Origin of the sequence: Collinsella sp. Sow4_D11 (assembly GCF_052116465.1) — a bacterium.
Taxonomy (GTDB): domain Bacteria; phylum Actinomycetota; class Coriobacteriia; order Coriobacteriales; family Coriobacteriaceae; genus Collinsella.
In genome coordinates this window covers 1-26,485 of record NZ_JBQKLA010000013.1, presented here as the reverse complement: position 1 = coordinate 26,485, position 26,485 = coordinate 1, and the positions used below count along the sequence as shown (strand labels likewise).

Annotated in this window: 19 protein-coding genes, 1 tRNA gene and 1 other RNA gene; 15 read left to right on the top strand and 6 right to left on the bottom strand. The window is 59.9% G+C overall.

What is annotated here, in order from left to right; all coding sequences use genetic code 11:
- Positions 1-113 precede the first annotated feature (113 nt).
- From ACTQ40_RS06630 to ACTQ40_RS06610, 5 genes are all read left to right on the top strand, one after another.
- The gene (locus ACTQ40_RS06630) at positions 114-404 is read left to right on the top strand and encodes a CDP-alcohol phosphatidyltransferase (RefSeq protein WP_441555005.1); all 291 of its coding nucleotides are present in this window, start codon (positions 114-116) and stop codon (positions 402-404) included.
- 181 nt (positions 405-585) lie between these two features.
- The gene (locus ACTQ40_RS06625; RefSeq protein WP_441563657.1) at positions 586-1,074 is read left to right on the top strand and encodes a MarR family winged helix-turn-helix transcriptional regulator; all 489 of its coding nucleotides are present in this window, start codon (positions 586-588) and stop codon (positions 1,072-1,074) included.
- Positions 1,074-2,798: an ABC transporter ATP-binding protein gene (locus ACTQ40_RS06620; RefSeq protein ID WP_441563673.1), complete on the top strand. Its 1,725-nt coding sequence runs from the start codon at positions 1,074-1,076 to the stop codon at positions 2,796-2,798. Before ACTQ40_RS06625 ends, ACTQ40_RS06620 begins: the two co-directional genes overlap by 1 nt.
- 1 nt (position 2,799) lies before the next feature.
- Positions 2,800-4,815 (top strand): ABC transporter ATP-binding protein, encoded by a 2,016-nt coding sequence (locus ACTQ40_RS06615; protein WP_441563656.1) that lies wholly within the window; start codon positions 2,800-2,802, stop codon positions 4,813-4,815.
- 324 nt (positions 4,816-5,139) lie between these two features.
- Positions 5,140-8,853: an InlB B-repeat-containing protein gene (locus ACTQ40_RS06610; RefSeq protein WP_441563655.1), complete on the top strand. Its 3,714-nt coding sequence runs from the start codon at positions 5,140-5,142 to the stop codon at positions 8,851-8,853.
- A gap of 276 nt (positions 8,854-9,129) precedes the next feature.
- On the opposite strand, the gene cysE is transcribed toward ACTQ40_RS06610, so the two are convergent.
- Positions 9,130-9,831: a serine O-acetyltransferase gene (gene cysE / locus ACTQ40_RS06605; protein ID WP_441563654.1), complete on the bottom strand. Its 702-nt coding sequence runs from the start codon at positions 9,829-9,831 to the stop codon at positions 9,130-9,132.
- Positions 9,832-10,054: 223 nt separating this feature from the next.
- Between cysE and ACTQ40_RS06600 the strand changes: the two genes are divergently transcribed.
- Positions 10,055-10,702, top strand: coding sequence for a DedA family protein (locus tag ACTQ40_RS06600; RefSeq protein WP_441540792.1), 648 nt, complete (start codon positions 10,055-10,057; stop codon positions 10,700-10,702).
- A gap of 90 nt (positions 10,703-10,792) precedes the next feature.
- Here the strand turns inward: ACTQ40_RS06600 and ACTQ40_RS06595 are convergent, their stop codons facing one another.
- The gene (locus ACTQ40_RS06595) at positions 10,793-11,605 is read right to left on the bottom strand and encodes a DUF6591 domain-containing protein (protein WP_441563653.1); all 813 of its coding nucleotides are present in this window, start codon (positions 11,603-11,605) and stop codon (positions 10,793-10,795) included.
- A 168-nt stretch (positions 11,606-11,773) separates the two neighbouring features.
- Between ACTQ40_RS06595 and ACTQ40_RS06590 the strand changes: the two genes are divergently transcribed.
- Positions 11,774-12,397: a hypothetical protein gene (locus ACTQ40_RS06590; protein WP_441038847.1), complete on the top strand. Its 624-nt coding sequence runs from the start codon at positions 11,774-11,776 to the stop codon at positions 12,395-12,397.
- A gap of 12 nt (positions 12,398-12,409) precedes the next feature.
- Positions 12,410-13,606, top strand: a complete 1,197-nt coding sequence (locus ACTQ40_RS06585; protein WP_441563652.1) for an SPFH domain-containing protein — start codon at positions 12,410-12,412, stop codon at positions 13,604-13,606.
- Positions 13,607-13,676: 70 nt separating this feature from the next.
- Here ACTQ40_RS06585 and ACTQ40_RS06580 read toward each other — a convergent pair whose 3' ends face one another.
- On the bottom strand, positions 13,677-15,320 hold the full coding sequence (locus tag ACTQ40_RS06580) for a serine/threonine-protein kinase (RefSeq protein ID WP_441563651.1): 1,644 nt from the start codon (positions 15,318-15,320) through the stop codon (positions 13,677-13,679).
- Between the two features lie 132 nt (positions 15,321-15,452).
- Positions 15,453-15,905 (bottom strand): helix-turn-helix domain-containing protein, encoded by a 453-nt coding sequence (locus tag ACTQ40_RS06575; RefSeq protein WP_138340479.1) that lies wholly within the window; start codon positions 15,903-15,905, stop codon positions 15,453-15,455.
- 333 nt (positions 15,906-16,238) lie between these two features.
- Here ACTQ40_RS06575 and ACTQ40_RS06570 point away from each other — a divergent pair, with 333 nt between their 5' ends.
- Positions 16,239-17,291: a branched-chain amino acid aminotransferase gene (locus ACTQ40_RS06570; RefSeq protein WP_154517834.1), complete on the top strand. Its 1,053-nt coding sequence runs from the start codon at positions 16,239-16,241 to the stop codon at positions 17,289-17,291.
- 558 nt (positions 17,292-17,849) lie between these two features.
- Here ACTQ40_RS06570 and ACTQ40_RS06565 read toward each other — a convergent pair.
- On the bottom strand, positions 17,850-18,401 hold the full coding sequence (locus tag ACTQ40_RS06565; protein WP_427719860.1) for a LemA family protein: 552 nt from the start codon (positions 18,399-18,401) through the stop codon (positions 17,850-17,852).
- Between the two features lie 211 nt (positions 18,402-18,612).
- Here ACTQ40_RS06565 and ACTQ40_RS06560 point away from each other — a divergent pair, with 211 nt between their 5' ends.
- Complete coding sequence (locus ACTQ40_RS06560) at positions 18,613-19,197, top strand: TetR/AcrR family transcriptional regulator (RefSeq protein WP_441038853.1); 585 nt, start codon at positions 18,613-18,615, stop codon at positions 19,195-19,197.
- A 2-nt stretch (positions 19,198-19,199) separates the two neighbouring features.
- On the opposite strand, the gene ACTQ40_RS06555 is transcribed toward ACTQ40_RS06560, so the two are convergent.
- Positions 19,200-19,289: transfer RNA gene (locus tag ACTQ40_RS06555), tRNA-Ser, on the bottom strand.
- Between the two features lie 51 nt (positions 19,290-19,340).
- Here ACTQ40_RS06555 and tadA point away from each other — a divergent pair.
- The 5 genes from tadA (at position 19,341) to bilS (ending at position 26,143) form a co-directional block, all read left to right on the top strand.
- Positions 19,341-21,122: a tRNA adenosine(34) deaminase TadA gene (gene tadA / locus ACTQ40_RS06550; protein WP_441563650.1), complete on the top strand. Its 1,782-nt coding sequence runs from the start codon at positions 19,341-19,343 to the stop codon at positions 21,120-21,122.
- Between the two features lie 176 nt (positions 21,123-21,298).
- Positions 21,299-21,394, top strand: an RNA gene (ffs, locus tag ACTQ40_RS06545) — signal recognition particle sRNA small type.
- Positions 21,395-21,736: 342 nt separating this feature from the next.
- Positions 21,737-23,620 (top strand): ABC transporter ATP-binding protein, encoded by a 1,884-nt coding sequence (locus tag ACTQ40_RS06540; protein ID WP_441563649.1) that lies wholly within the window; start codon positions 21,737-21,739, stop codon positions 23,618-23,620.
- Entirely contained in the window at positions 23,621-25,480 is a 1,860-nt protein-coding gene (locus ACTQ40_RS06535; protein ID WP_441563648.1) for an ABC transporter ATP-binding protein, read from the top strand.
- Positions 25,481-25,591: 111 nt separating this feature from the next.
- A complete protein-coding gene (bilS, locus tag ACTQ40_RS06530; RefSeq protein ID WP_427719646.1) occupies positions 25,592-26,143 on the top strand; it encodes a flavodoxin family protein BilS in 552 nt (183 codons plus the stop codon).
- The last annotated feature ends 342 nt before the right edge of the window (positions 26,144-26,485 follow it).

Sequence of the window (26,485 nt, the reverse complement as noted above, 5' to 3'; positions counted from 1 at the left end):
GTTTTTACCACTTGCCTAAATGACGAACGCATAACCTCTGATAAAGGTTTTACTAAAGGAGTACCAACGTTTATCAACGCGCCGTGGTGGCGCCGGGCCAGGAGGTAACTATCATGTTCCAGGCTGGAGATGTCGTCGAGACCGATTTCGAAGGATTTCTGAAGCTGCTGCGTTCCAAGACGCGCGCTTTTGTGACGATTGACGATCACGAGTACTACATCACGCACACCGATGGCTATTGGCGTGTTCAGGATTGCGAGGCCCTCAACGATAAGGGCCACTTTACTGACTGCTCCGAGCTGGTCAACACGGTTTGCGAGGTCGTCGAGCTGCCTTGGATCTGCGGCAAAAGCCTGCACGATAGCTTCTCGGGCGCTACGGTCTACGAGGCTGTCACCGCTTAACAGGCAATAAAACCCGATTTTCACGTGACCGCTGGCGCCGCCCCCGCGCCGGCGGTCTTTTTCTGCCGATAGGCCATAAAAGTGCAAGCATGTGCGGAGAACCTGTTGACGATAGTCAAAACTCGGACTAATCTAGAGATACAAAATTGGTCAAAAATCGGACAATCGAATGGTGGGATAGATGAATAGTGCGGTTACGCCGGTCGACTTCGACCGGTTGCTCAATGGACTCGACCATATCTATTCGGAGTTCTCGCGCGCCTGCGGCCTTTCGGACTGCGCTTACTGGATGCTCGTCGATACCAGCACGGCAGGCGGCAGTATTGCCGTAAGCCGTCTGACAAGCGAATGGTTCTACAGCAAGCAGACCATCAACTCGGCAATTAAAACCTTGACGGCGCGGGGCTTCGCAACGTTGGAGTTTGCCGAAGGCAGCCGTAAGAACAAGGTTGTGCGTTTGACCGAAGCGGGCATGCGGTTTGCCGAGCAATATGCGCTGCCGGCGCAAGAAGCCGAGCAACAGGCTTTCGAAGTGCTCGAGCTCTGGGAACAGCGCGAAATCATGCGCCTAATCGAAAAATTTTCCCATGCGCTCGGCGATGAGTGCGATGTCTTTAAGCAGCATATCGCTGCCGAGAATCAAGGTGAGGGTGAGTCGTGCGACTGTTAATGAGGTTTTTGAAGCCCTATCGAGGGCTTGTCGCAGTGACGCTGCTGGCGCTGCTGGTGGATAACGTCGGTACGCTGTTGGTTCCCACGATGCTGGCGAACATGGTCAACACCGGCATTACCACGGGCGATGTCGACTACATCTTACGCAACGGCCTATACATGTTTATCGCGACGAGCATGGCTAGCGGCGGCACGGTGCTGGGCTGCTATCTTTCGGCGCGTCTGGCGGCTAACGTGGCCTGCGACATCCGCAATGCCGTCTACGACAAATCACTCGAGCTGTCCGCCAGCGATTTTGAGCGCTTTGGCACCGGATCGATGATCACGCGCTCACTTAACGACATCAACGTGATTCAACAGGCTGTCCTTCAGACGATTCAGCTGGTGCTGCCGGTTCCGTTCCTGGCGGTGGCGGGCATCATCTTCGCTTGGCTCATCGATCCGGCCATGGGCGTGCTTCTGGGCGTCGTGGTTGCGATCGTGCTGGTTGCGGCGGTCTTTACGGTCGCCAATGCGGCGCCGATTTTTATGCGATTACAGGGTTTTATCGACCGCATGAACGTGGTGCTGCGCGAGAACATCGTGGGCGTGCGCGTCATCCGTGCGTTTAACAAGGAGCGTCGTGAGGAACAGCGCCTGGACGAGGTGTTCAGCGATTACGCGGCCAACGCCATCAAGGTCAACCACCTGTTTGTGGGCCTTGACAGCTCCACCTTCTTTTTGATCAACATCGCCGAGGTGGCGGTGCTGTGGGTGGGCGGTAGCCGGGTGGGCGCCCATGCCATGCAGATTGCGAGTATCTCGGCGGTGCTGGAGTATGCAATTCTGATCCTGTTCTTTGTGATGATGGCCCAGATGGTGGTGCTGACGCTTCCGCGTGCTGCTGCGTGCCTGAACCGTGCGCAGCAGGTGTTGGAGATTGAGCCGAGCATCGTGGACGGCGAGCGTACACTGGGTGACGGGGCGCCCGCCTCCGAGGACGATGCGGATGCTGTTGCCGTGTTCGACCACATGTCGTTTCGCTTTGACGATGCCGACGAGGACACCCTGTGCGACCTGAGCTTTGCCTGTCGTCGCGGTCAGACGACCGCGATTGTGGGCTCGACGGGCTCGGGCAAGTCGACGGTGGCAAAGCTTCTGCTGCGCTTCCACGATGCCACCAAGGGCGTCATTCGCTTGGACGGCATCGATTTGCGCGACCTTTCGCAAGATGAGATTCGCGGGCGCATCGCCTATGTGCCGCAGAAGGCGTGGCTGTTCTCGGGCACCGTGGCAAGCAATCTGCGCTTTGGCAACGAGGACGCGACCGAGGCGGACATGCTTCATGCGCTGCAGGTTGCCCAGAGCACCTTTGTGCTCGATCAGCCGCGGGGGCTCGATACTCCGGTTGCCCAGGGCGGTACGAACTTTTCGGGCGGCCAGCGTCAGCGTCTGGCAATCGCCCGTGCGCTCATGAAGCATGCCGATCTGTATATCTTCGATGACAGTTTTTCGGCCCTGGACTTTAAGACCGATGCGGCCTTGCGCCATGCGCTGCAGGACGAGACGCGCGACGCCGCGGTGCTCATCATCGCGCAGCGCATCTCGACGATTTTGCATGCCGACCAGATTGTCGTGCTCAAGGATGGCGAGGTTGTGGGCCTGGGCGCGCACGAGGAACTTATGGAAACCTGCGAGGTGTACCGCGCCATCGCGGAATCGCAGATGAAGGGAGGTGAGTAGCATGACCGAGGAGCTCAAGAAGCGCAGCGACGCTATCGATGCCGTCGTTGTGGACGCGGCCGAGGAAGCGGTCGAGCAGTCTGCCGCGTCGACCGAGCTGGATGCCGCCGCCAGGGCCGCGGCCGAGCGCGAGGCTCGTCGCCAGGCGCTGTACGAGGAAAACGAGCGTGCCGAGGACGAGCGCGCCCGTGCCGAGGCAGAGCGTATGCGCGACGTGGACGACGAAGAAGAGGACGAGACGCCCCGGGATACCTGGGCGACGGTGCGCCGCTTGTGGAGCGAGGCCGCCGGCGACCATTGGCGCTTCTATATTGTATTCGCGAGCATTGTGTTCTACGTCATCTTTAACACCGCCGCGCCGGCATATAGCGCTCATGTTATCGACGAGCTGTGGGGCCATATACAGGTGGCGTTTGCCAGCGGAACGACCTTCAGCATCACCTGGGACCAGTGCGGTAAGACCATCTTTGTCTACTTTTTGATCTGGACGGCCGCCGGATCGTTCTATGCGCTGCAGAGTTTTTTGATGTCGAGCGTCGCCGAGCGACTCAACCTGCGTCTGCGCAACCGCATCGCGCAGAAGCTCAGCCGCCTGCCGCTCGCCTACTTTGACGCGCATCGCCCCGGCGAAGTGGTCAGCCGCGCGACCAACGACTTGGACAAGATGTCCGAGAGTATGCAGCGCGGATTGCTGCAGCTGCTGGTATCGATCGGTACCGTGACGGGTGCCATCATCATGATGTTTGTCTATAGCGTCAAGCTCACGTTGGTCTTTTTGGGCTTTACGGCGGTATCGCTGCTGGTAACCAAGGTGGTTTCGCGTCGTACGCATGATGTGACGGGCGAGCGTCAGGAGTGGGTGTCCAAAATCACGAGCGCGGTCGAGGAAGGCTATTCAGGCCGTTTGGTGATTCGCGCATTCAACCGCGAGCATCAGAGCTCTGCCGAGGTGCACGAGGCCTCGAGGGAGCTAGCGCGCGTGAGTACCAAGGCCGACTTTATGATCAATGCCGTCGGCCCTGCGGTTCGCTTTATCGGCCGTTTGGCGCAGATCGTGATCGCGCTGGTGGGCTGCAGCATGCTGGTCGCCGGCCACATGACCGTCGGCGTGTTCCAGGCGTTCTTCCAGTTTATCTACGGGGCGTCCGAACCCATGACGCAGCTGTCGTTCACTTTCAACTCGCTGCAGAGCGCGCTGGCGAGTGCGGAGCGCGTGTTCGACCTGCTCGATGAGCCCGAGATGGAAGCCGATCCGCTGCCGGGTGAGGCTGCCAGGCTGCCGGGTCGCATTGAGGGCCGCGTCTCCTTTGAGCACGTGCGTTTTGGTTATTCGCCCGACAAGCCGCTTATGCGCGACGTGTCGTTTACCGCCGAGCCGGGCCAGAAGATCGCCGTGGTGGGAACCACGGGCGCGGGCAAGACCACGCTCATCAACCTGCTCATGCGTTTTTACGAGATCGATGGCGGGCGCATTACGCTCGACGGCGTGGACACGAGCTGTATGGACCGCGGTGAGCTGCGCCAGCAGTTTGGCATGGTGCTGCAGGACGCCTGGCTGTTTGACGGCACGATTGCCGAAAACATCGCCTACGGCTGTCCCGAGGCGACGCGCGACGAGATCGTGGCGGCTGCGCGCGCCGCGCAGGTCGACTTCTTTGTGCGCACCATGCCGCAGGGTTATGACACGCGGGTGGCCAACGATGCCGAGAGCATTAGCCAAGGGCAGCGTCAACTGCTGACCATCGCACGCGTGCTGCTCAACAACCCGGCGATTCTCATCCTGGACGAGGCGACGTCGAGCGTGGATACGCGCACCGAGCTCGCCATCGGCCGTGCTATGGATGCGCTTATGCGCGGGCGCACGAGTTTTGTGATCGCGCATCGCCTGTCGACGATCGTGGACGCCGACCTGATCTTGGTCATGGATCACGGCAACATTATCGAGCAGGGCACGCATAAGGAGTTGCTGGCTGCCGAGGGCGCCTACGCCGACCTCTATCTGAGCCAGTTCGCATGATGTGACAAAGGGACAGTCCCCTTGTCACACACATCGCATTCCCGGCACGGGACAAATGAGTCAGACGACGCGGTCCCTGACGGGCAGGTGACGTGGGACGCTTGTTGTCAGGTTTGTTTGTCCCAAAAATTAATAAAGCAGGGGATTGGCAACGCGTGATCTATCGCATTCGTTGAACAAGAAATGTGTGAATCGTTGACAGTTTCTATGAATGTGCTTCCTTGGTGCGCATTTGACGCATTCTGTTTGAGATTATAATTATGAAGATTTCTGTCGCGAGTACATTTCGGTACGGCACGACCGCATAGAGGAAGGCGAGAGCATATGAGACGGATCAACTGCAACCGGGCATTGGCCGGGCTGCTGGCGGTGGTGATGGCCGTGGGCCAGATCCCCACGCCGGCACTGGCCGAGGCGGCCCAATCCGCCGATCAGGCGATATCAGAGCAGGGTGGGGGTTCTGAAGTAGCGACCGGTAGCGATACCGGGGAGGCTGTGCCTGCGGAGGATGAGTCCGCCGCCGAGGACGCCGCTGCGACCAACGCGGAGCAACAGCAGGGGGACCGTGTTGCCACCTACGCAGCCCGTGCAAGTAGGAGTATCCGCGAGGCGGGCTCCAAGTGGGGCGATGTCTCAAAATCCGACGTCTATTGGGCGGTCGGTGCGGGCAAGTATCGTATTTGCCTCAACGGCACGGACAATTGGACCGAGATTGAATCCTGGCTCTTGAACCCTGGCTCCGCGAATCTTGAACCCGGCGTCTATGCGGTCCAAGAGTACAAGAAGGTCAGTGGCTCGATCTTTAATCCTAAGTTCGGCTGGGTCGATGACGGCAACTTGACCCTCACCCGCTATTGGACGGCTACCGTTGTCACCGAGGGCGCGGCTGACGCTACGGGCGCGCAGCTCGGCGGCATCTTCGTTGACGGTACGTCGTACGCAAACGCGGGCACCTACGACATCGACGAGGGTACAACCAAGACCTTTACGGTCCAGAATGTCGACGACTACAAGGTCGATAAGGTCCAGATCGACGACAATACCGTGACGCCAGACGCCGATGGAAACTACACCATCCCGAGCAACGCCGATTCCCAAATTAAGGTAACCTATAAGGCCGACACCGAGGCGACCGTCAAGGTTGACGAGGCAAGTTCTGCCAACCTCAAGAGCCTGACCGTCGGCGGTACCTCTGCCGCCGCCGGTTCCAGCGTCTCGGTCAACGTCAAGAACTCCGTCTCCGTTGTTGCCACACCTGCCGATGGCTACGCCGTGGAATCCATCGAGTTCAATGGCAACACGTATCGCAACGGCGATGCGGGCCTCAGCTTCAAAAATCAGGTCGCGACGCTCACCCTGCCTGAGCTCACCAAGGACAAGACCTACATCCTCAAGGTCAACACCGTGAAGGCCGGGCTCGTTGGCATCGACGGTGCCGAGGTGGGCATCCTGGGCAAGGACAGCAGCACGTATAACGAGATTGTCTTCAACGCCGCCCTCGATGCTGCTAACAGCGTGCCTGCCGGGCTCACCGCCGGCGATGTGACTATCGAGTACAATGCCAGCTCGGTCTCGGTTAAAGATGTGTGGAAGTCGCTTGACTACACGCCTGCCTGGAACGAGTTCCTGCTCCATGCCTTTGGTAAGAAGGACTCCGAGCAAATCCAGATCAGCTATGCCGGTAACGACCAGTATCCCGCCAGCTCCATTACGCTCACCGTCAAGCCGGTCGACGGCCGCACTGTCACGCACATTTCGATGAACGCGGCTACCTCGGTCCAGTACAGCGAGGATTTTGATGCCCTGAAGGCCAAGGTCTACCGCCAGCTTGCCCCCACCGTCGTGGACGAGGTAACGGGCAAGCCGGTCAACGGTCTTTCTCGGAACGACTTTGAGATCGACGGCCTTGAGCAGAAGGTGGGCGAGTACGCCGTCACCATGAAGTTCAAGGGCAACGGCACCTACAAGCCCTCCGAGGCCACCGCGACCGTAACCGTGACCAAGGCCCCTTCCTCGGTCAAGGTCAAGAATACGAGCATTACGTATGGGAACACCGTGGCAGTCGCGGACCTGGTTTCCTCCACGCCGAGCAATAAAGAGACCGAGCCCGTTATCGTTGTCGCCGGTATCGATGGCGACGGCAAGGGCTACCTCTCGATCGATTTGAGCTACGTGGGTGGTGGCAAGGCGCAGAGCGCGATCAACTCGATCCTGCATCTCGATAAGGGTGTCACGCTTGACAGCCTCATCAACCTGCTCAACAACGATGCAACCATGACAGCCCTTAGGCTCGCCCTGAAGGCGGCGGGTGTTGAGAATCCCGACCAGGTGATCGATTCCCTTAAGAGCGCGCTCGACACCGCTCAGGATCTGGGCCTGGGAGGCTCCACTGTTGCCCTCGGCGGTACGCCCTCTAAGGCGGGCGTCTACCTGGTGACTGCGGTGGCTACGAGCGGCAATTACGAGACCTCTGCGGGCGTGGGCTACCTCACCATCGCACCTAGGACCGAGGACGTTACCCTCACGTGGAACGCCTCGACGCCCAAGGGCGGCTTTGCCGTTGGCAGCGAGGAGCTTGCAAACTTTGACTTTGGTGCGAAGGTCGTCGACAGCGATGCCGCGGTTGAGGGCGCAAAGGTTCGCTACCTGATCACGGGCATCGCCTACGACGGCAGCACGTTTAAGAGCACCGATCCCAACGTGAAGCCCACCAAGCCCGGCTGCTACACCGAGGTCGCTTACGTCCTGGGCGGCAACTACGCCGCAGCCCCCATCAAGCGCGCCTTCAAGATCAGCAGGCTCGAGACCACGATCTCGATGGGCGATGAGATCCACGAGTACGACGGTGCCGCGCAGGCCATGAACGCCCAGGTCTATGTGGGCGACCAGCCGCTCGAGGGCGCCGAGGTGACCTTCTCGTACTTTGGCATGAGCGCATCGGGCGCGTTTGACGTTAAGCTGGACGGCATGCCCACCGAGGCCGGCACCTATAAGGTGGTCGCAACGTATTTGGGCGATGCCCAGCACGCGACGAGCTCCAAGGCGACCACGCTGAAGATCAACCCGCGCGAGGTGTCCGTTAAGGCCAACAACGCCTCCAAGATCTATGGCGAGGCCGATCCTGAATCCGCCTACTCCTATGAGCTTATCGACCGCGGCACCACCACGTGGAAGGGCGGAGACCTTGCGACCGAGGTAAGCCCGACCGTCTCCTACCAGCGCGAGCCCGGCGAGAACCCGGGCGAGTACACGCTTCATATCAGCGCTGCAACCTGCAACAGGAACTTTAAGCTCAATGTGGCCGAGAGCGGGGTCTTTAAAATCTACGGCGCCCTGACCGTAAAGGTTGATGGCCATGGTACCGCTGGCCTTGTCGAAGGCGCTCCCGCGGGCGGCGAGCCCGGCACCCCGATCGGCGTGAACGCCGTGGCGGATGAGGGCTACGTGTTCACAGGCTGGACCGTCGATGAGGGCGACGCTAAGGTCGAGGATGCCAACGCTACCGAGACCATCGTGCGCATGGGCAGCAGCAACACTACGCTGACCGCACACTTTGAGCTTGCGATGACGCCCATTCAACCGATGTCCTACGTGACCGTTGAGGCGGGCGAGGGCGGCTCGGCCACGAGCAACCCGCGCGGTGCGCTCCCCGGCACCAAGGTTGCGCTCACCGCTGTGGCGGACGAGGGCTATGTCTTTGACCACTGGGAGGTTATCGACGGTGACATCGAGCTCGCGGATGCGGCTTCTGCCACGACGACCTTTTTGCTGGGCGAGAAAGCCGTGACGGTGCGCGCGCTCTTTAAGGCGGTGCCTGCGCCTGAGCCCGTGCCCGACCCCAAGGATCCGTCGGACGGTAAGGGCTCCGGCTCTGTAACGACCGTCACGGAGACCAGGTCTGCGGCCAAGAAGCAGGACGCAGCGGTGCTGCCCCATGCGGGAGACCGCACGTTCGCCCTGGTTACGGGCATCGCGATTGCCGGCGTCATTGTGCTGGCCGCCGGCTTTGCCCTGACGCGCCGCCATAACAGGCGCTAGCAGGTAAGGCGCCTTCACGGGGCGGCGTCGTCAGACTGATTTGTCCCTGACGGCGGGGGTTTGCCCGCATCGCATCCCCGGCACGGGACAAATGTGTTAGATGACGCCGTCCCTGACGGAGGGTTGCCGCGGGACACTTGTCGTCAGGTATATTTGTCCCAAAAATTAAGAAAGCGGGGGATTGACAACGTGCAATCCCCCGCTTTCTGCTTTACGGCCACGTCTCCGCAGCCGGCATCATGTGCATACCGCCCATGGCCTCCGCAACAGGAGCGGCTACCGATCTGCTAGCTCGCGTACCAGGGCCTTGAGCTCGGCCACCTCTTGCTCGAGCTCTGCGACGCGGCGAGCGTTCTCGGTGATGCCCTGACGGTTGAGGGCGGACTGCTCGGCGGCATCGTCAGGCATGTACTCGCGGTGCTGCTTGGCGTCGAAGCTCTCCTCGAACACGCGGCAGCCGTTGCGCTTGATGATGCGTCCCGGTACGCCCACGACGGTGCAGTTGTCGGGCACGTCCTTGACGACAACCGAGTTGCCGCCGATTTTGACGTTGTTGCCGATGCGAATGTTGCCGAGCACCTTGGCGCCCGTGCCCACGGTGACGTTGTTGCCCAGGGTGGGGTGGCGCTTGCCGGTTTCGTTGCCGGTGCCGCCAAGCGTGACGCCCTGGTAGAGCACGCAGTTGTCGCCCACGATGGTGGTTTCGCCGATGACGACGCCCATGGCGTGGTCGATAAAGAAATGCTTGCCGATCTGTGCAGCGGGATGAATCTCGACCCCGGTGATGTGGCGGGTGATTTGCGAGAGCACACGGGCGAGCGAGCGATGACCGTGCTCCCACAGCCAGTGCTCGGGCACGTGGTTCCACTTGGCGTGCAGGCCAGGATAGGAAAGGAAGATGACCAGACCGTTTTGCGCGGCGGGGTCCTGCGTCTGGACGGTCTTGATGTCCTCGCGAATGGTATTGATAAAGCTCACCGGCCGCCCTCCCTTAGCGCCATGGCAATGCGATTTAATAAAGTATAGCGATTCGCTAGGGATTAGGAAGAATAATCTTGGCGGCTTTGCATGACAGGTGTCAGTTATGCAAACTTGCTGGTAATGGAGTCATGCTTTTGTGGGGTTGCGCACGAGGGGGCACCGCAACCGTATACTGGTCAACTTGGACGTATCCGCGCCCACAACTGAGAGGTTTTACTTCATGGGTTTCATCAATTTTATCGCCGAGCTGCTCAAAGACCCGCGCACCGCGATTGCCAGCTGGATCGCCGCCGGCCCGCTTATGGCCTACGGCTGCGTGTTCCTCATTATCTTCATTGAGACAGGCGTGGTGTTCTTCCCGTTCCTTCCTGGCGATTCACTGCTGTTTGCTTCGGGCTTCTTTGCCCATAACGGTGGCTTTAACATCGTGGCCCTGCTGGCCGTAGCATGGGCCGCTGCCATCCTGGGCGACCAGTGCAACTTTATGATCGGTCACTTCTTTGGCAAAAAGATCATCGCTTCGGGTAAAGTCAAGGCCATGACGCCCGAGCGTATCAAAAAGTCCGAGGACTTCTTGGACAAGTGGGGTCACCTGGCCATCTTCCTCGGCCGTTTCTTCCCGTTTATCCGCACCTTTGTGCCCTTTATCGCCGGCATGGGCGGTATGCACTGGCGCAACTTTGTCATCTACAACGTGCTGGGCGGCATTACCTGGTCGACGGTCTTTACACTGCTGGGCTACTTCTTTGGCGGCATTCCCTTTGTGCAGGAGCACTTTGAGTTGCTGATCATTGGCATCGTTGCCGTGTCGATCATCCCGACTGTAGTCGGCCTGGTTAAGGCTAAGCTCGGCAAACAGAACGCGTAGGCGTCTAAAACCGATTGGTGCAAAAAGACCCGCCACTTGGATGACGGGTCTTTTTTGTTGTGCGAACGATATGTGGCGTTGAGTGCGAGGCTATTGGACCTCGCTCAACTTCTGCAGCACACGCCCTTGGACCTCAAGGTAATAGGCCTGGTCCTCGGCGGAAAGCGAGCTCTCGTCGACGCTGTCAAATTTCTGCGACCACTCGCTGTACTGCTGCATCATCGATCCGTAGTCGGCAAGCATCGATGCGGTGTCGTCTGAATTCTCGTACTTTTTCATGAACTCGACGTAGCTGTTCATAAACTGCTCGTAGCCGTCCATCATGGCACGGAAATCGGACGAGGATGTGGCTGGGGCGGATTCGGCCTGTGAATCAGTGGCTACCGCATCAGTGTCGTCGGCCGCGTCTGCCTGTTCGCTGTTGTCCTGCGGCTTCTCGAGCTCGATGTCGAGGGACTTTTGGCTACTGTAGTAGGACAAGGTCAGCTTTGCTCCGCTGGGTGCCGTTGCCTCAAAATCATCGGTGCCTTCGCCCGAGAAATCGGTATAGCCAGCTTCTTTGCAAGCTTCGACGTAGCTATCGTAGTCGGCTTGTGAGACTTCTTTCAGCGTTGCCGAGAAAGATTCGGAGCTGTTCTCGTATATCTCGCCCTTGTTTATCTTGGGCTTGGGCAGTTCGGTCGCGAGACCGCTGCTGGGCCAGGTGAATGTTTCGACGGTTTTTGAGGGGCCCGAAGAACTGCAGCCGCCCACACAGGAGCTGATGCGTGCCACGATAATCAGGATAACGAGCACTGCCAGAACGATCGGCCATTTTTTCTTACCTTTGGGCGGCTTGCCGTCAGGCGTCGACACCGTTTGGGGGACGCCATTATCCCTGCTGCCCGAAGCTTCCCAATCCATAGTATTTCCTTCCCTCGATATGGATGACACTGCTTCGAATTGTGGCTGTGGGCTGCGGGGATTTCATCAGCTGCCAACTGAATCCGGTGAGAAATTCAGTTGGCAGCTGATGAAATTATTTGCCCGGTGTTTAGGATGGGAGGAAAACGTTGGACGGGAGATGGCGGCGTGGACGAGTACAATCTGGCACCCGGCGAGCTCATCATCATGCAGACCTCGAATGTGCGCTTGGGCGTTGGCTCTGGTAGCGAGGCTCTCGATGAGATCGTGCTTACAAATATGAATCTAATCTTGGTCGCAACGGTCTCCGAGGGGCTGTTTAAAACTCGACGCTATCTCAAGCGCTGCCCGCTCGATTCGATTCTGTGTTCGGCAGATGTTCCCCAAGCTATCGCAGCGCGTGTGAATAGTACGCCGGTGCTGCGAGTCGCATTTTCGGAGGAGACCGTTACGGTGAGCTTTACCGAAGGCGGCAAGCGCCTGGCCGACCGTTGGGCCGAAAGCGTGCGCCGCGCGGCGGCGGGCAACATCGATGCCATTGATACCTCGGAGCTTCCCTCGGGCACTGCGGCAGAGATTGCAGATTTTGTAGACGGTGCCGTGGGCGTTGTCGGGGCAGTTGGCGACTCCATTGGCAGTGCCTTGGGTGCTTCTCTGAAGGCGCAAAAGCCTCATGCCGAGAAGATGGCCGCAAAGGTGACAGCAAAGTGTCCCGGATGCCATGCGCCCGTCGCGGGGCGCAAAGGCCAAGGCGTTGTTTGTTCGTACTGCGATACCAAGTTTGTGCTGTAGGGTGAGGTAATCGTGGGTATTGTAAATGTTGCGATTGACTCGCTTGGCGGCGTCCTTGCCGATCAATGGAAAGATATTGTCACTGCCAGTCATTTTGACGAGCACGTTGTTGTCGCTCCGGGGGTGCGTAAGGTTGGGCAAAACGGGCGTGGCGGAAACTACGGATCGAGTGACGTTCTGTCCAACGGCTCGCTCATTTTTGTTCCCGAGAACACCGCGGCGTTTATTTTTAGTCAGGCGGGCATCGAGCAAGTTATAACGGAACCGGGCGGTTTTGAGTATCGCGACGGCGAAGCGTCGCTTTTTGATGACCACGACCGTGAGGAGCAGGGCGTCCTCAAAATGGTCCTCGGACAGGCGGCGCGTCGTGTCGGCTATGCGGGTATGCCACCGTCGCAGAAGCGTGTGGCGTTTGTCAATCTGCGTGAAATCCGCGGCATCAGGTTTGGCACGCGTGGACCGCTTGCGTATAACGACTTGTTTTACGGCGCGGATCTTGAGGTCTTCGCGTATGGTCAGCTGTCGCTGCAGGTAGTGGATGCCGAGCGTTTTATCAGGAATTTTCTTCCTGCGAACGTCTATAGCTATTCGTTTGACGACCCGCGCGCACGGAGCATGCTGATTGCAGAGTTTCTGGCTTCGCTCATCGTGGCCACGAATGCCTTGTCGTCCGAGGTCCGAATTTCGCAGCTGCCGTCACACGTCAACGAAATTCGCCATATGATCCTGGACGAGGGCGATAACGCGGGGTCATGGCAAGATCGCTTTGGCATCAAGCTTGTGCAAGTCGCCATCGAAAACATTGAATTCTCCGATGAGTCGCGCGAGCTTATCAAGAGCTATGCGAAAAAGAAGCTGGATGTTAGCGCTTACGAGGGGGTTTCTAAGCAGGCAGCCGATGTGGCGGCTCAGCAGATGATTGCCGAGGGCGTACGCGAGAACGGGTTTGGCGCCGCGGGCGGCATGGTGCTCGGCATGGGGCTGGCGGGAATGCTCAACCCCCGTAACGCCTCTGTAGAAGGCGGCGCGGGCGCGGTCTGTACGCCGGATACGACGGAGCCCAAGGAGGCGCCAGGGGGTGGTGCCGAGTCCGCGCGGACGCTTGAGGATCAAATAGAGGCCGTTAAGAAATTCAAAAAGCTTCTCGATGCCGGGATTTTGACGCAAGAGGAGTTTGATGCCAAGAAGCGTGAGATTCTAGGGCTGTAGAAGTATGGAAGGGCCGGCGCGATGCCGGTCCTTCTTTGTGCTGCGGAATTATTCGCGGTGCCCTCCGGTTCTACCACTGGGCTGCGTAAATATCGCAGCTTGCGTGCGGGGGCGGATTGTGGACATCGACCGAAACGGGGGTCGTGGAACTGACGGCGGGGCAGTCGGCAAAGTTGTTATAGCCGGCAACGATGTTGCCCTGCTTGTCGCGCAGGATGGCCGATAGGAACACCTGGGTCTTATCAAAGCCGCTCGGGGCGCTTTGGAGTTTGAGCTTTGCCAAGAATGACTGCATGCCGTCTGTCCCAGCGGATTCGGTACTATCGAAAATTTCGTACACCGGCGCTTCGGTGGCGGTGGCAAGTGCAACGCCGCTGGGTGTGACTGCCTCGAACTCAACGCGCGCGGGAGCGGTGCCATTTCCCGTCTGATCGCCAAAGTAGACGGTCTGGCCGGGCTCGATGGCGCTGTAGGTTTTCTCATCCGTAAAGATCAGGTTATCGTCCGCATCGTATCCGGAGACCTTAATGGTGGGAAATGCGATAGCGGCAGGGCCGTCGGAGTTTTTAAGGCCGATGCCAAAATGGACGTACCCCTGCCCATCAACCGACCAGCCTGATTCCGCGATCGAGAGCTCGGCGGATAAACGGTTGGCATTGCTTGCCGTATTTGCTTTTTTGGATGTCGAAACGCCGTCAGACTGGCCGGCTTGCGATGAGGACGTGGGCCCGTTGTTGCTTTCTCGGTCTGCGTGGAATGTCGAGATGGCAATCGCGCCGACTGCCATCAGCCCGGCAAGCATCGCGGTGACGAGTGCCAGTTTTAGCAACAGGCCGCCAAAGGTCCGCGTCCTGCTTTTGCCTGGATTGCGCTTAGGCGCATGCGTGCCCGCCGCCATTTGGGCATGGTCGACCTGCCCATCTGTGCCAGAAGATGCCCTGTCGTTTCCCGGTCGAGACGAGCCGGCGAGCGCCCCTGCCAGCTCTGCTGCAGACTGAAATCGCGCGCTTGGCTCAAACGAGCAGGCGCACGTGATGGCATGGGCGAGCGTCGCGGGTGCATTATCAAGATTCTTCTTAAGAATCTGCTCGTAAGCCTCGTCATCGGGCCGGACACCCGTAAGCGCAAAGCCAAGAACGCGTCCGATGGAGTAGACATCACTTCGCGCATCGGTCTGGGCAAAGCCGTATTGTTCGGGCGAGGCGAACCCCCAAGTTCCGAGGGAAGTCGTGTCCTTGCTTGCCCCTTCGACGCGCATGCGGGCAATACCGAGGTCGATGAGGTGCGCGCCGTTCGCGGCAACCACGATATTGTTGGGGGAAATGTCACGGTGGACGATGCCGTGTCTGTGGAGCTCCTCGGCCGCCTCGCAAAGCTCGATGCCAAGCGATGTCGTCTCTTCCGGCGTCAACGGCCCATCGGTTTCGATAACTTTGGAAAGCGACCGACCCGGCACAAAGTCGTAGACGACAACAAAGTGCTCGGGTAGTTCGTAGGTCGCCTCGACGCGGGGAAGGCGGGGCGAGCTGCATTCTGTGAGTGCCGACCATACATTGCGGCGGGCAAGCTCCTGTCGAATCTTCTTTCGCACGAAGGGACCGGCTCCGTCAATCGTGACGAGTTCGGTAATGCCGTCTTCGCCGCGTGCGAGCACCTGCTCGACGCGATAGGTGTCGTCAAGGCTCATGGCATGCATGAGCTGGTTGTCGTTCAAGCCGTCCTCCCTTCATGGTAGCTGGGCAAATGCCCCAAAAATAATATGCCAACGATTGTTCTGTTTGTTCAGTTGGCAACTGAATCGCGTATGGAGCCGATAGAGCCGCGGGGCTCGCGCGGACGTGGGCGTCTATTTGAGCGGGTTGGTTCCCAGAAGCGTTTTTTCACCCAGGCGGTAGAGCTCGTCGTCGGTGCACGCTCGGCTCATGCCGCGTTCGATGCACCAGATGACGATGGCGTCGCGGCGATCCTTGCACCAAAGCTCGGCGACGCTATCGAGTCTCAGAAGGCGCTGCGTCTCTCGAAGCGTGCAGCCGATACCGAGTGCCAACATGATGGCGTGGTCGCGGCCGGGGCGGCTTTTGCCGGCAAAGATGTCGTACACAACGGTCGGGTTAAGGCCCGAGTTGCGTGCGACGTCCGAGCGCTTGATGCGGCGCTCGTCGATGAGGCAGCGCAAGTACGAGGGAAGCGTTTGGTCGACGGTTTCGCCTTCGTCCAGATAGGCGTCGATGCTCGAACTGGCCAACAGCCGCTTGAGCAGGTCTTCCGTCAAGTGTTCGCGTTTGTTCTGAGTTGCCAAGGGGGCTCCAATCATCGTCTCGACTTAGAGTATATCGATAGGGCGGTCGCGGGGCGCATGGGGCGAGTGGACGCCGCGGCTTGGAGGACGCCTATTTACCCTGGTGAATTCCGAAGCAAATGAAAATACTTTACTTAGTTAAAGAAAAACGTTTTATCCGACGCGCGCGGGGAGTACAATCTCGTCCATGCGAATCGACGTGCCATCGGCTTCGATGTTGCCCGCGTGTCCCGTCCGGCTCTACGCTCCGGGCGTGCGACGTTGCGACACGGTCGGCCTCGGTCCTTGCGTGCGGGTTCGCGAGTATGCAACTGTGTATGTAAGGAGCGACATATGACTGTCGAGAAGAAGGATATCGATTGGGGTAGCCTCGGCTTTGGCTACATGAAGACCGATTACAGCTACGAGGCTCATTGGAAGGATGGCGAGTGGGACGAGGGCGGCCTGACCACCGATCACACCATGCATGTCTCCGAGTGCGGCGGCATCTTCCATTACTGCCAGGAGGTCTTCGAGGGCCTGAAGGCCTACACCGCCGCGGATGGCAGCATCGTCTGCTTCCGTCCTGACATGAACGCTGAGCGCATGTATAACTCTGCCCAGCGCCTCGAGATGCCGCCGTTCCCCAAGGACAAGTTCGTTGAGGCCGTCAAGCAGGTCGTTTCTGCCAACGCCGCCTGGGTTCCGCCTTTCGGCTCCGGTGCGACCCTGTACGTGCGTCCGTTTATGATTGGCTCTGGTGACGTGATTGGCGTGGCTCCTGCTCCTGAGTACACGTTCCGCATTCTCGTGACTCCGGTCGGTCCGTACTTTAAGGGCGGCCTTAAGCCCGTTAAGCTGCGCGTTTCCGAGTATGACCGTGCAGCCCCGCATGGCACCGGCAACATCAAGGCCGGCCTGAACTACGCTATGTCCCTTAAGCCCACGATGGAGGCCCATCGCGAGGGCTATGCCGAGAACCTGTATCTTGACTCCGAGTCTCGCACCTATGTCGAGGAGACCGGTGGCGCCAACGTCCTGTTCGTGAAAGAGGACGGCACCCTCGTCGTTCCGCAGTCGCACACCGACTCGATCCTGCCCTCCATCACCCGTCGCTCGCTCGTTCAGGTCGCTCAGGACCTGGGTATGACTGTTGATCAGCGTCCCGTCGAGTGGGCCGAGGTCAAGGCCGGCACCTTTGTCGAGTGCGGTCTGTGCGGCACCGCTGCTGTTATCTCCCCGGTCGGCGAGATTGACAACAAGGTTTATGGTGCCGACGAGACCGTGACCTTCCCGGCTGGCTGCACCGAGATCGGCCCTGTTATGAAGAAACTTCGCGAGACCCTGACTGGTATTCAGTCTGGTGCTGTTGAGGATAAGCACAACTGGGTTTATACCGTCGCGTAAGCTGTCTTGTATGTTCGGCCCGAGGGCGACCTTCCTTTTCGGCGCGTCCTCGGGCATGAAAGAACCCCCGCTGCGCACTACGTGCGGCGGGGGTTCTTTCGTCCTGCGGAGTGCGCCTGGGTGTGGGCTCCATAAGGAGCTTGGCCCTAGTGACCCCGCGCAGTTCTGTAGGAAAACCGCGCACCAGGAAGAGGTGCGTGCGCGGTTTTCCGGTTGCCGCTCGCCTGGGGTGGGACGGGGCGTACATTTTTGGGAGTTTTCAGCAGCCGGGTGCGCATGCATACGGGATTTTGGGCGAAAGTCAGGCGCCGTGAGCCGCATCCTGTAGAAAATGAGTGATCCCTGAGGTGCTGAGGGCTCAGAATCAGGGTTTTCAACGCGGTTTTGTGGGCCCGTTCCTGTTCCTTTGGGCTCCAGGATGCTGAAAACTCCAAAATTTGCACGCCGCCTTCTGGGGTACCTGTGGGCAAAAAGCAACCGTCCCGCCGAAGTATGCATTCGACGGGACGGTTTATGCGGTTTATGCATATACCCGATTAAGGATACGCTGCGGATCTGTTAGAACTTGACGGTCGGTGCCTGGCGGGCAGCTTCGGCGGCCTCGAAGCCCTGGCGCTCCTTAAACTGGAAGATGCCGGCAAAGATAACGGCCGGGAACGTCTGGATGGCGTTGTTGTAGCTGAGCACGCAGTCGTTGTAGCTCTGGCGCGCGTAGCTCACCTTGTTCTCGGTGTCCTCGAGCGTAGCCTGGAGCTGCATAAAGTTGGTGTTCGCCTTAAGGTCGGGGTAGGCCTCGGCCACGGCAAAGAGCTGGCGCAGTGCACCGGTCAGCACGTTGTCGGCTTCCATTTTGGCCTCGGGGGTGGTGGCGCTTACGGCGGTGTTGCGCGCGTTGATCACGGCGGCGAGCGTGTCCTGCTCGTGCTTGGCGTAGCCCTTGACGGTCTCGACCAGGTTGGGGATCAGGTCGTTGCGGCGCTGCAACTGCGTGTCGATGTTCTGCCAGGCGTTATCGATACGATTGCGCTTGGTAACCATGTTGTTGTAGATGCCAGCGATGGCGCAGACGATCACAACGACAACAACGATACCGATGATGACGGGAAGCATGATGTCTCCGTTTCGAATGGCAGCGGCGTTTTGCGCCGGCCGTTGTTGGTATAACGTATCTAGTATACCCGCAACCTTTGGCGGTGCCGAACTTTCCGGTAAGCGTTTTGTTTCAACCAGGGAGGGGGCGCCAATATCGAACGGGTGGTACAGGTGTAAGATATGCGACAAATTACGGAATGCTGTCTACGCCTTGAGGATGGTGATACGGATGGACCTTCGCATCAAGAAAACCTATCGTGCCCTGTTCGACGCCTTTACCGAGCTTTTGGAAGAGCATCGGTTTGAGGATTTGACGGTTGCCATGCTTTGCGACCGGGCCCTGATTCGCCGCACGACGTTTTATAAGCATTTTCGCGATAAAAACGATTACTTTGCCTTCTATATCGATGAGCTTATGACGGGCCTGCCGCAAAATCAGACCAACGCAGCGGACGCGGAGCCGCTTGTGGATGTACAGGCGCTTCGCCATGAGGTCTTTGACGATGCCATGAATATGGTTCTGGCGCATGAGCAGCTCATGGATAACCTTTTGGCGAGTAGCATGTCGGGCATGCTGACCGGCATGATTTGCGACCGCATCGCGCATTCCATCCGTGAGCGCGTGATGAGCTCGCTTGCCGAAGACGCCCTGGCGCCCGTTTCGCTCGAGACGACATCGGAATTTATCGCCGGTGGCATTATTCGAGTGTTTACAAATTGGTGGGAATCGGGCCACGATCTTGAGCGTCGACCCGAGATGGCCGACGTGGTCGATGCGCTGTTTGAGCGCACCATGACGCCGGTGAATCACTAAGGTGGCGGAGAGAGGGGGATTCGAACCCCCGGAACGCTCTCGCGCTCAACGGTTTTCAAGACCGCCGCATTCAACCGCTCTGCCATCTCTCCGTGAGTCGTAATGATAGCATCGTTTTGAATTTGCAACAGGGAAGGCGAACGATGACGATCACCGAAATCGACGAGAAGTTCATGCGCGAGGCGCTGGCGGAGGCGCGCGCCGCTGCGACAGTGGGCGAGGTGCCGATTGGTGCTGTGGTGGTGCGTGCGGGTGAGATTGTCGCGAGGGCGCATAATCGCCGTGAGCTCGACCAGGACCCTTCGGCACATGCCGAGTTTTTGGCCCTGTGCGCCGCCGCTCAGACGCTTGGGCGTTGGCGCCTTTCCGATTGTACAGTCTACGTGACGCTCGAACCCTGCTGCATGTGTGCGGGGCTTATGGTTAACGCGCGCGTGGGGCGTTGCGTGTATGGTGCGGCCGATGCCAAGGCGGGAGCGGTGGGCTCGCTGTATGACCTCAATGCCGATTCGCGCCTGAACCATCGGTTTAATGTGACCGCCGGCGTGCTGGCAGACGAGTGTCGCAGGGTACTGAGCAGCTATTTTGCCGGTTTGCGCGGTGTGGATGGCGCCGCGTGCGGCTGCGGTCTAAGCCTTGAGGCGCATGCCGTCCATGCCGAGGCACTTGCGGGTGTTGGGGATCTCGCCGACGTGACGCTCAACTTTGGTCCTGTGCAGCGCCGGCCCCGCCGTGTGCTGTTGGCGATCGATTCCTTTAAGGGCAGCGTTTCGAGCGCGCAGGCGGAGGCGGCCGTTGCCGAAGGCGTGTGCCAGGTGTGGCCCGATGCCGAGCTGAGCGCTTTGCCGCTGGCAGATGGTGGCGAGGGAACGCTCGATGCCGTCGCCGCGCGCGGTGGCGAGCTTTTGACCTGCGAGGTTGCAGGCCCCTTGGGCGATCGCGTGTCTGCACGGATGCTGGTGGATGCCGAGCGCGAGTCGGCTGTAGTTGAGATGGCCGAGGCGGCGGGTATTGGGTATTCGCCCTGCACGGAATCGGCGGCGCTTGCGGCTTCGACCTATGGCGTGGGCGAGCTCATGCTTCGCGCGGTCTGTGCTGGGGCAAAGACTATCTATATTGGCTTGGGCGGCAGCGCTACCAACGATGGCGGCGCCGGTATGCTGCAGGCGCTGGGCGCGCATCTTGTCGATGAGTGTGGCTGCAATATCGCCCCCGGTCTTGCGGGCCTTGAGCAGGCGGCGAGCGTTGATTTGGCGCCGGCGCTTGAGGTACTGGGCGGCGTGCGTGTCGTGGTGCTCTCCGATGTCGAGAACCCACTCGTGGGGCGTCGCGGCGCGCTTGCGGTGTTCGGTGGACAGAAGGGCCTGCCGACGGGGGATGCCGAGGCCCTGGGCAAATACGACGGATGGATGGTCGGCTATGGCCGCCTGCTCGATGCGGCGATTGCTAGGGCGCGGGCTCAGGGGTTGTTGCGCACACCCGAGGGCGCACGGGCATTTGGCTCGGTGCTCGGCGTGCCCGGCGCGGGCGCGGCGGGTGGCTTGGGTGCCGCACTGCTGGCGCTCGGCGCCGAGTTGCGCTCGGGTGTAGAGACGGTGCTCGACCTCGTGGGGTTTGACGAGCGCGTGCGCGATGCCGACCTGGTCATAACGGGCGAGGGCAATATGGACGAGCAATCCGCCGCCGGTAAGGCGCCGGTGGGCGTGGCCCGTCGTGCGAAGCGATATAGCAAGCCGGTGGTCGCCGCCGTAGGCGGTCGTGCCGACAGCTTGGATGCGGTGTATGGACAGGGTATCGACTTGGTTCTGCCGGTCTGCCGCAGACCCATGCCCCTTGACCAAGCGCTCGACCCCCAGGAAGCCACAACCAACCTCATCTGTGCCGGCGAGGCAGCCGCTCGAGCCTACGACCTCGGCCGTATTTAAGTTTATCCAGGCAAGTCTCAATAAGTTGCGGTGGAATAGTTCCTGTTTTTGGCCTTGGCCGTAAAACAGGAACTATTCCACCGCAACTCAAAAGTAGTCTTTTTGGCCCCGTCCCAAATTAGCTACCTTGCCCCATCGGGCAGGAGCGGGTAAGATATACCAAGCGCCAAGCGCGTTCGATGGGTTCGGATGACGACATGTTCCGAATCTGGTCAGGTCCGGAAGGAAGCAGCCATAAGGAGCCTCTGTCGGGCATCCGAATCCATCGAGCGCACGGGCGCTTTTTGGTGCCGCGATGCGGTCCCGGTGCCGGCGGGCTGTTTGGTGTCTCGCTGGTCCTCGGCTTTGCCTGCGGGATCGCTCGACTACCAAACAGCCCGCCGGCACCGGGACCACTTCGTCCAAAAATCACCCGTAGAGGGCGCATTTATCTGAAGAATTGAATCCCGTGCTTAGCGCCGCTCGCTGGCGTTGCCAAAACATCGGCTGCTACATACCTTGGGCGCTAGTGACCGTCGCCCTTACATCTGTAACGAGTTGCTTACGCATCTCCAGGGTTCTCCGTACTATCATGAATCAGATTGAAGAGAGATGATGATAGGGAGCGCCTTTTTATGATTGAGCTGCTCAGGCGTTTTGGTGGTAAGTTTCGCCGGTATATGGTGATTGGCCCTGCGTGTAAGTTGATCGAAGTGATTTTTGACCTGCTTACGCCGCTGGTGATTGCCCAGATGATCGATAAGGGTATTGGCGCACGCGATGTCAACGCCGTCGTCCACTACGGTATGCTGCTTGCCGCCATGGCTGTGATCGGCATCTCGTTTACGCTCGTCTGCCAAAAGATGGCGGCGCTGACCTCACAGGGCATGGGTACCGACATTCGCGGCGCGCTCTACCAGCACATCAATAAGCTGGGTTATGCCGAACTCGACCGCTTTGGTACGCCGTCGCTCATCACGCGCATCACCAACGACGTCAACCAGGTGCAGCTTGCCGTGGCGCTGGGCGTGCGCATGCTCATCCGCTGGCCCTTCCTGGCGGTGGGCTCCATGTGCGCGGCCCTTGCCATCGACTTTAAGCTCGGCATCATCTTCTTGATTTGCACGCCCGCCATCGGCTTGGTGTTTTGGTTTGTCATGGCGCGCTGCATTCCGTATTACAAGCAGCTGCAGGCAAAGCTCGATCGCATCGCGCTTATCTGCCGCGAGGGCCTTTCGGGTGCCCGCGTGGTCCGCGCGTTTGTGCGCGAGGATCACGAGCGTGAGCGCTTTGCCCTAGCCGCCGATGAGCAGGCGCATGTTGCCATCGCGGTGGGCAAGCTCTCATCAATCCTTAACCCCGTCACGTTTTTGATGATGAACCTGGGCGTGTGCGCCATCCTGTGGGTGGGTGGCATCCAGGTCAACGTGGGCGAGCTTACGCAGGGCCAGGTTATGGCGTTCGTCAACTACATGACGCAGACGCTCACCTCCATCGTGTACGTCGCCAACCTGGTCGTGGTCTTTACCAAGGCGAGCGCCAGCGCGTCGCGCATCAACGAGGTGCTCAATTGTGAGCCGAGCATCACCGACGAGGGCAACCAGCCGGTCGCGCTGCCCAAGCCGAGCGAACTGGCGGGTGGCGCTGTTCCGGTTCCCGCACTGAGCTTTGACCATGCGAGCTTTTCGTTTGGCGCCGGCGCTGCCAACGCCGTCAACGATGTGACCCTGGAACTGCCGCTGGGCAAAACGCTCGGCATTATCGGTGGCACGGGTAGCGGAAAGTCCACACTCGTCTCGCTTATCCCACGCCTGTACGATGCGAGCACCGGCAGCGTGAGCGTGATTGGTGCCGACGTGCGCACCTGGCCGCTCGACCAGCTGCGCCATGTGGTTGCGACCGTTCCGCAACGTGCATCGCTGGTGAGCGGCACCATCCGCAGCAACCTGACCTGGCGCGACGAGGCGGCAACCGACGAGGAGCTGTGGGCAGCACTCGATATGGCGCAGGCCAGCGAGTTCGTACGCAACAAGCCGCAGGGCTTAGATGCCCCGGTCGAGGCGGGCGGCAAGAACTTTAGCGGTGGCCAGCGCCAGCGCCTGACCATCGCACGTGCCCTGGTGGGCTCTCCGCAGATCCTGATCATGGATGACTCCGCCTCGGCGCTCGACTTTAAGACCGACGCAGCGCTTCGCCGTGCCATTCGCGAACGAAGCGTGTGCGGTACCGCCGAGGGCGGGCTGCCGCTGACGACCATCATCGTGAGCCAGCGCGTCTCGACCGTGCGCGATGCCGACATGATTTGCGTACTCGACCACGGCTCGGTCGCGGGCCTGGGCACGCACGATGAGCTGTATGCAAGCTGCCAGCTCTACCGAGAGATTTGCCAGTCGCAGCTTCGCCGCGAGGAGCTCGAGGGTCAGCAGGGGAGTACGGCGCCCACGCCCGCTCCAAGCCCCGCGTCCGCCCCAGGCGCCCCGACCGCCCCCGCATCCGTCTGCGCAAGGGAGGGCTGCTAAATGAATCCGTACACTTCTTCCGGTTCGGTCGCCACGATGACGGCCAACGTGTCCGGCAACGATAACCTCAACGACCTGGGCGACGGTCCGCGCCAGCCCGGCGATCCCGAGCGCTATCCCGTGGGCGCGGTAACTCGCCGCCTGCTGGGCTATGTTCGTCCGCACCGCATTTCGTTTGTAGCGTCGTTTGTGAGTGCCGCCGCTTCGGTGATCTTGCAGCTCTACACGCCCATCCTCGTCGGCGAGGGCATCGACCTGATCGTCGCCGCCGGGCAGGTGGACTTCGACGCGCTGCTGCCGCTTGTCACCAAGCTCGCTATTGTCGTCGTAGGTGCTGCGGCTTTCCAGTGGCTGCAGGGCTACTGCGTCAACCGCCTGTCCTACGAGACGGTGCGCGACATGCGCGTGGAGGCGAGCGACAAGCTCAGCCGCATGCCGCTCAGCTTTATCGACAGCCATGCCCACGGCGACCTTATGGGCCGCGTGGTCAACGATGTCGATCAGGTGGGCGATGGCCTGCTGCAGGGCTTTACCCAGCTTTTCACCGGCGTTATCACCATCGTGGGCACGCTCGCGTTTATGCTTTCCATCAACCTGACCATGACGCTCGTGGTGGTGCTCGTCACGCCGCTTTCCATTTTTGCAGCCGGTGCTATTGCCAAGCTCTCCAACAAAAGCTTTACGGCACAGCAGCGCATCCAAGGCCAGCTCGGTGGCCATATCGAGGAGTACGTGGGCGAGCAGAAGCTTGTCGACGCCTTTGCCTATGGCTCCAACGCGCAAGCGAGCTTCGATGCCCTCAATGCCGAGCTCTACACCGCGGGCGAGCGCGCGCAGTTTATGGGTTCGCTCTCCAACCCCGGCACGCGCTTTATCAATAACATCATCTATGCCGTGGTCGCTGTGATCGGCTGCGTGGGCGTGATCACGGGCGTGCCCGCGGCGCTTACGGTGGGCGGCGTGCAGATCTTTCTGTCCTATGCTAACCAGTACACCAAGCCGTTCAACGAGGTCACCAACGTTATTACGCAGATCCAGGCGGCGTATGCCTCGGCGCGCCGCATGTTTGCGCTGCTCGATGCGCGCGAGCAGGAGCCCGACGCGTCGGACGCTACAGAGCTTGCCGCACCGCAGGGCGAGGTCGCCTTTGAGCATGTGGACTTTAGCTACGTGTCCGACCGCAAGCTGCTGCAGGATATCTGCATCGAGGCCAAGCCCGGCATGCGCTTTGCCCTGGTCGGCCCTACGGGCTGTGGCAAGACAACGCTCATCAATTTGCTGCTGCGTTTTTATGATATCGATGCCGGCCGCATTGCGGTCGATGGCCGTTCCTCGCGTGAATACACGCGCGCAAGCCTGCGCCGTGCCTTTGGCATGGTGTTGCAGGATACATGGCTGTTCGAGGGCACGGTGGCAGATAACATCGCCTACGGCTGTCCCGATGCCACGCGCGAGCAGGTTATCGAAGCTGCCAAGCGCGCGCATGCGCACAAGTTTATCGTGCAGCTGCCGCAGGGCTACGACACGGTGATTGGCGAGGACGGCGGCACGTTTAGCCAGGGTCAAAAACAGCTGCTGTGCATCGCTCGCGTCATGCTCACCGACCCGGCGATTTTGCTGCTGGACGAGGCGACCTCGAGCATCGATACCCGCACCGAGCTGCAGGTGCAGGCGGCATTCGACGAGCTCATGGCCGGTCGCACAAGCTTTGTGGTGGCGCACCGCCTGAGCACCATTCGCAACGCCGACTGCATTTTGGTGATGCGCGACGGCGAGATTATCGAGCGCGGCACACACGACGAGCTGCTGGCGGCAGACGGCTTCTATGCCGATCTTTACCGCAGCCAGTTTGCCCAGTAGGGGCCACCGATTAGCAGCAGGTGGTTTACATCTGTCACGTTGGTACTAAGATATTCATCTAATAAATTGCATTAGTGGCTTTAGTTTTGGGGGAAACGAGGCAACGTGACTATGACGTGCTCTTTGGTGGTTAACAGCAAGAGCGGTAATACCAGGATGGTTTCGGGCGCGATCAAGCGCGCTCTGCAGGCTGCGGGTGTTGAGTTTGTCCATGCCGCGGCGTTGAGCGACGATGCGGATGCAGATCAGGTTGCGCTCGAGGCGCAGGGCGCCTGCGCGGCCGACACGGTGCTCGTCGGTTTTTGGTGTGACAAGGGCGCGTGCACGCCTTCGGTCGCGGCGTTGCTCTCCACCTTGCACCGCAAGCGCGTCTTTTTGTTTGGCACCTGCGGTTTTGGCGCCGACCAGAGCTATTATCAGCAGATTATCGATCGCGTGACCTCCAATTTGGCCAATGATGCCGAGCTTGTAGGTTGGGCGATGTGCCAGGGCAAGATGGGCCCTGCGGTCAAGCAGCGCTACGAGGCCATGCTCGAGCAAGATCCCGACAACGCCCGCGCTAAGATGCTGCTCGACAACTGGGTTGCCGCGAAGGACCATCCGACCAAGGAAGATCTGGACAACATGGCGGCAGCCGCCAAGAAGGCCGTGCTGGGCGAGTAGGTCTATCGCTGCCGCGCGTGCGAAATAATACAGAAGCGAAAGCCTCGAAATCCTCGAGGCTTTTTTCTTGACACTCGCGGGTGCAACCGTGGCAAGCGTGTGGGGCGACATTTTCCATCACCCCGATGACGAGGCCGTCCTGGACGACACGCTCAATGCGTCCGCTGGATGTATTGAGCGTGGGACGGGCTTTCCGGATGGGCAGGGTTTCGGAAAGTGCGTCCCAGAATCGGCGCGGGACTGCGGACAAAAAGTTGGACCGTTGAGGTCCGGAACGGAGTCCGCATGGCATACAGTAGGAGAATGGTGGAGAGGGCCAGGGCGCTTCGCGGCGCCGGGCTC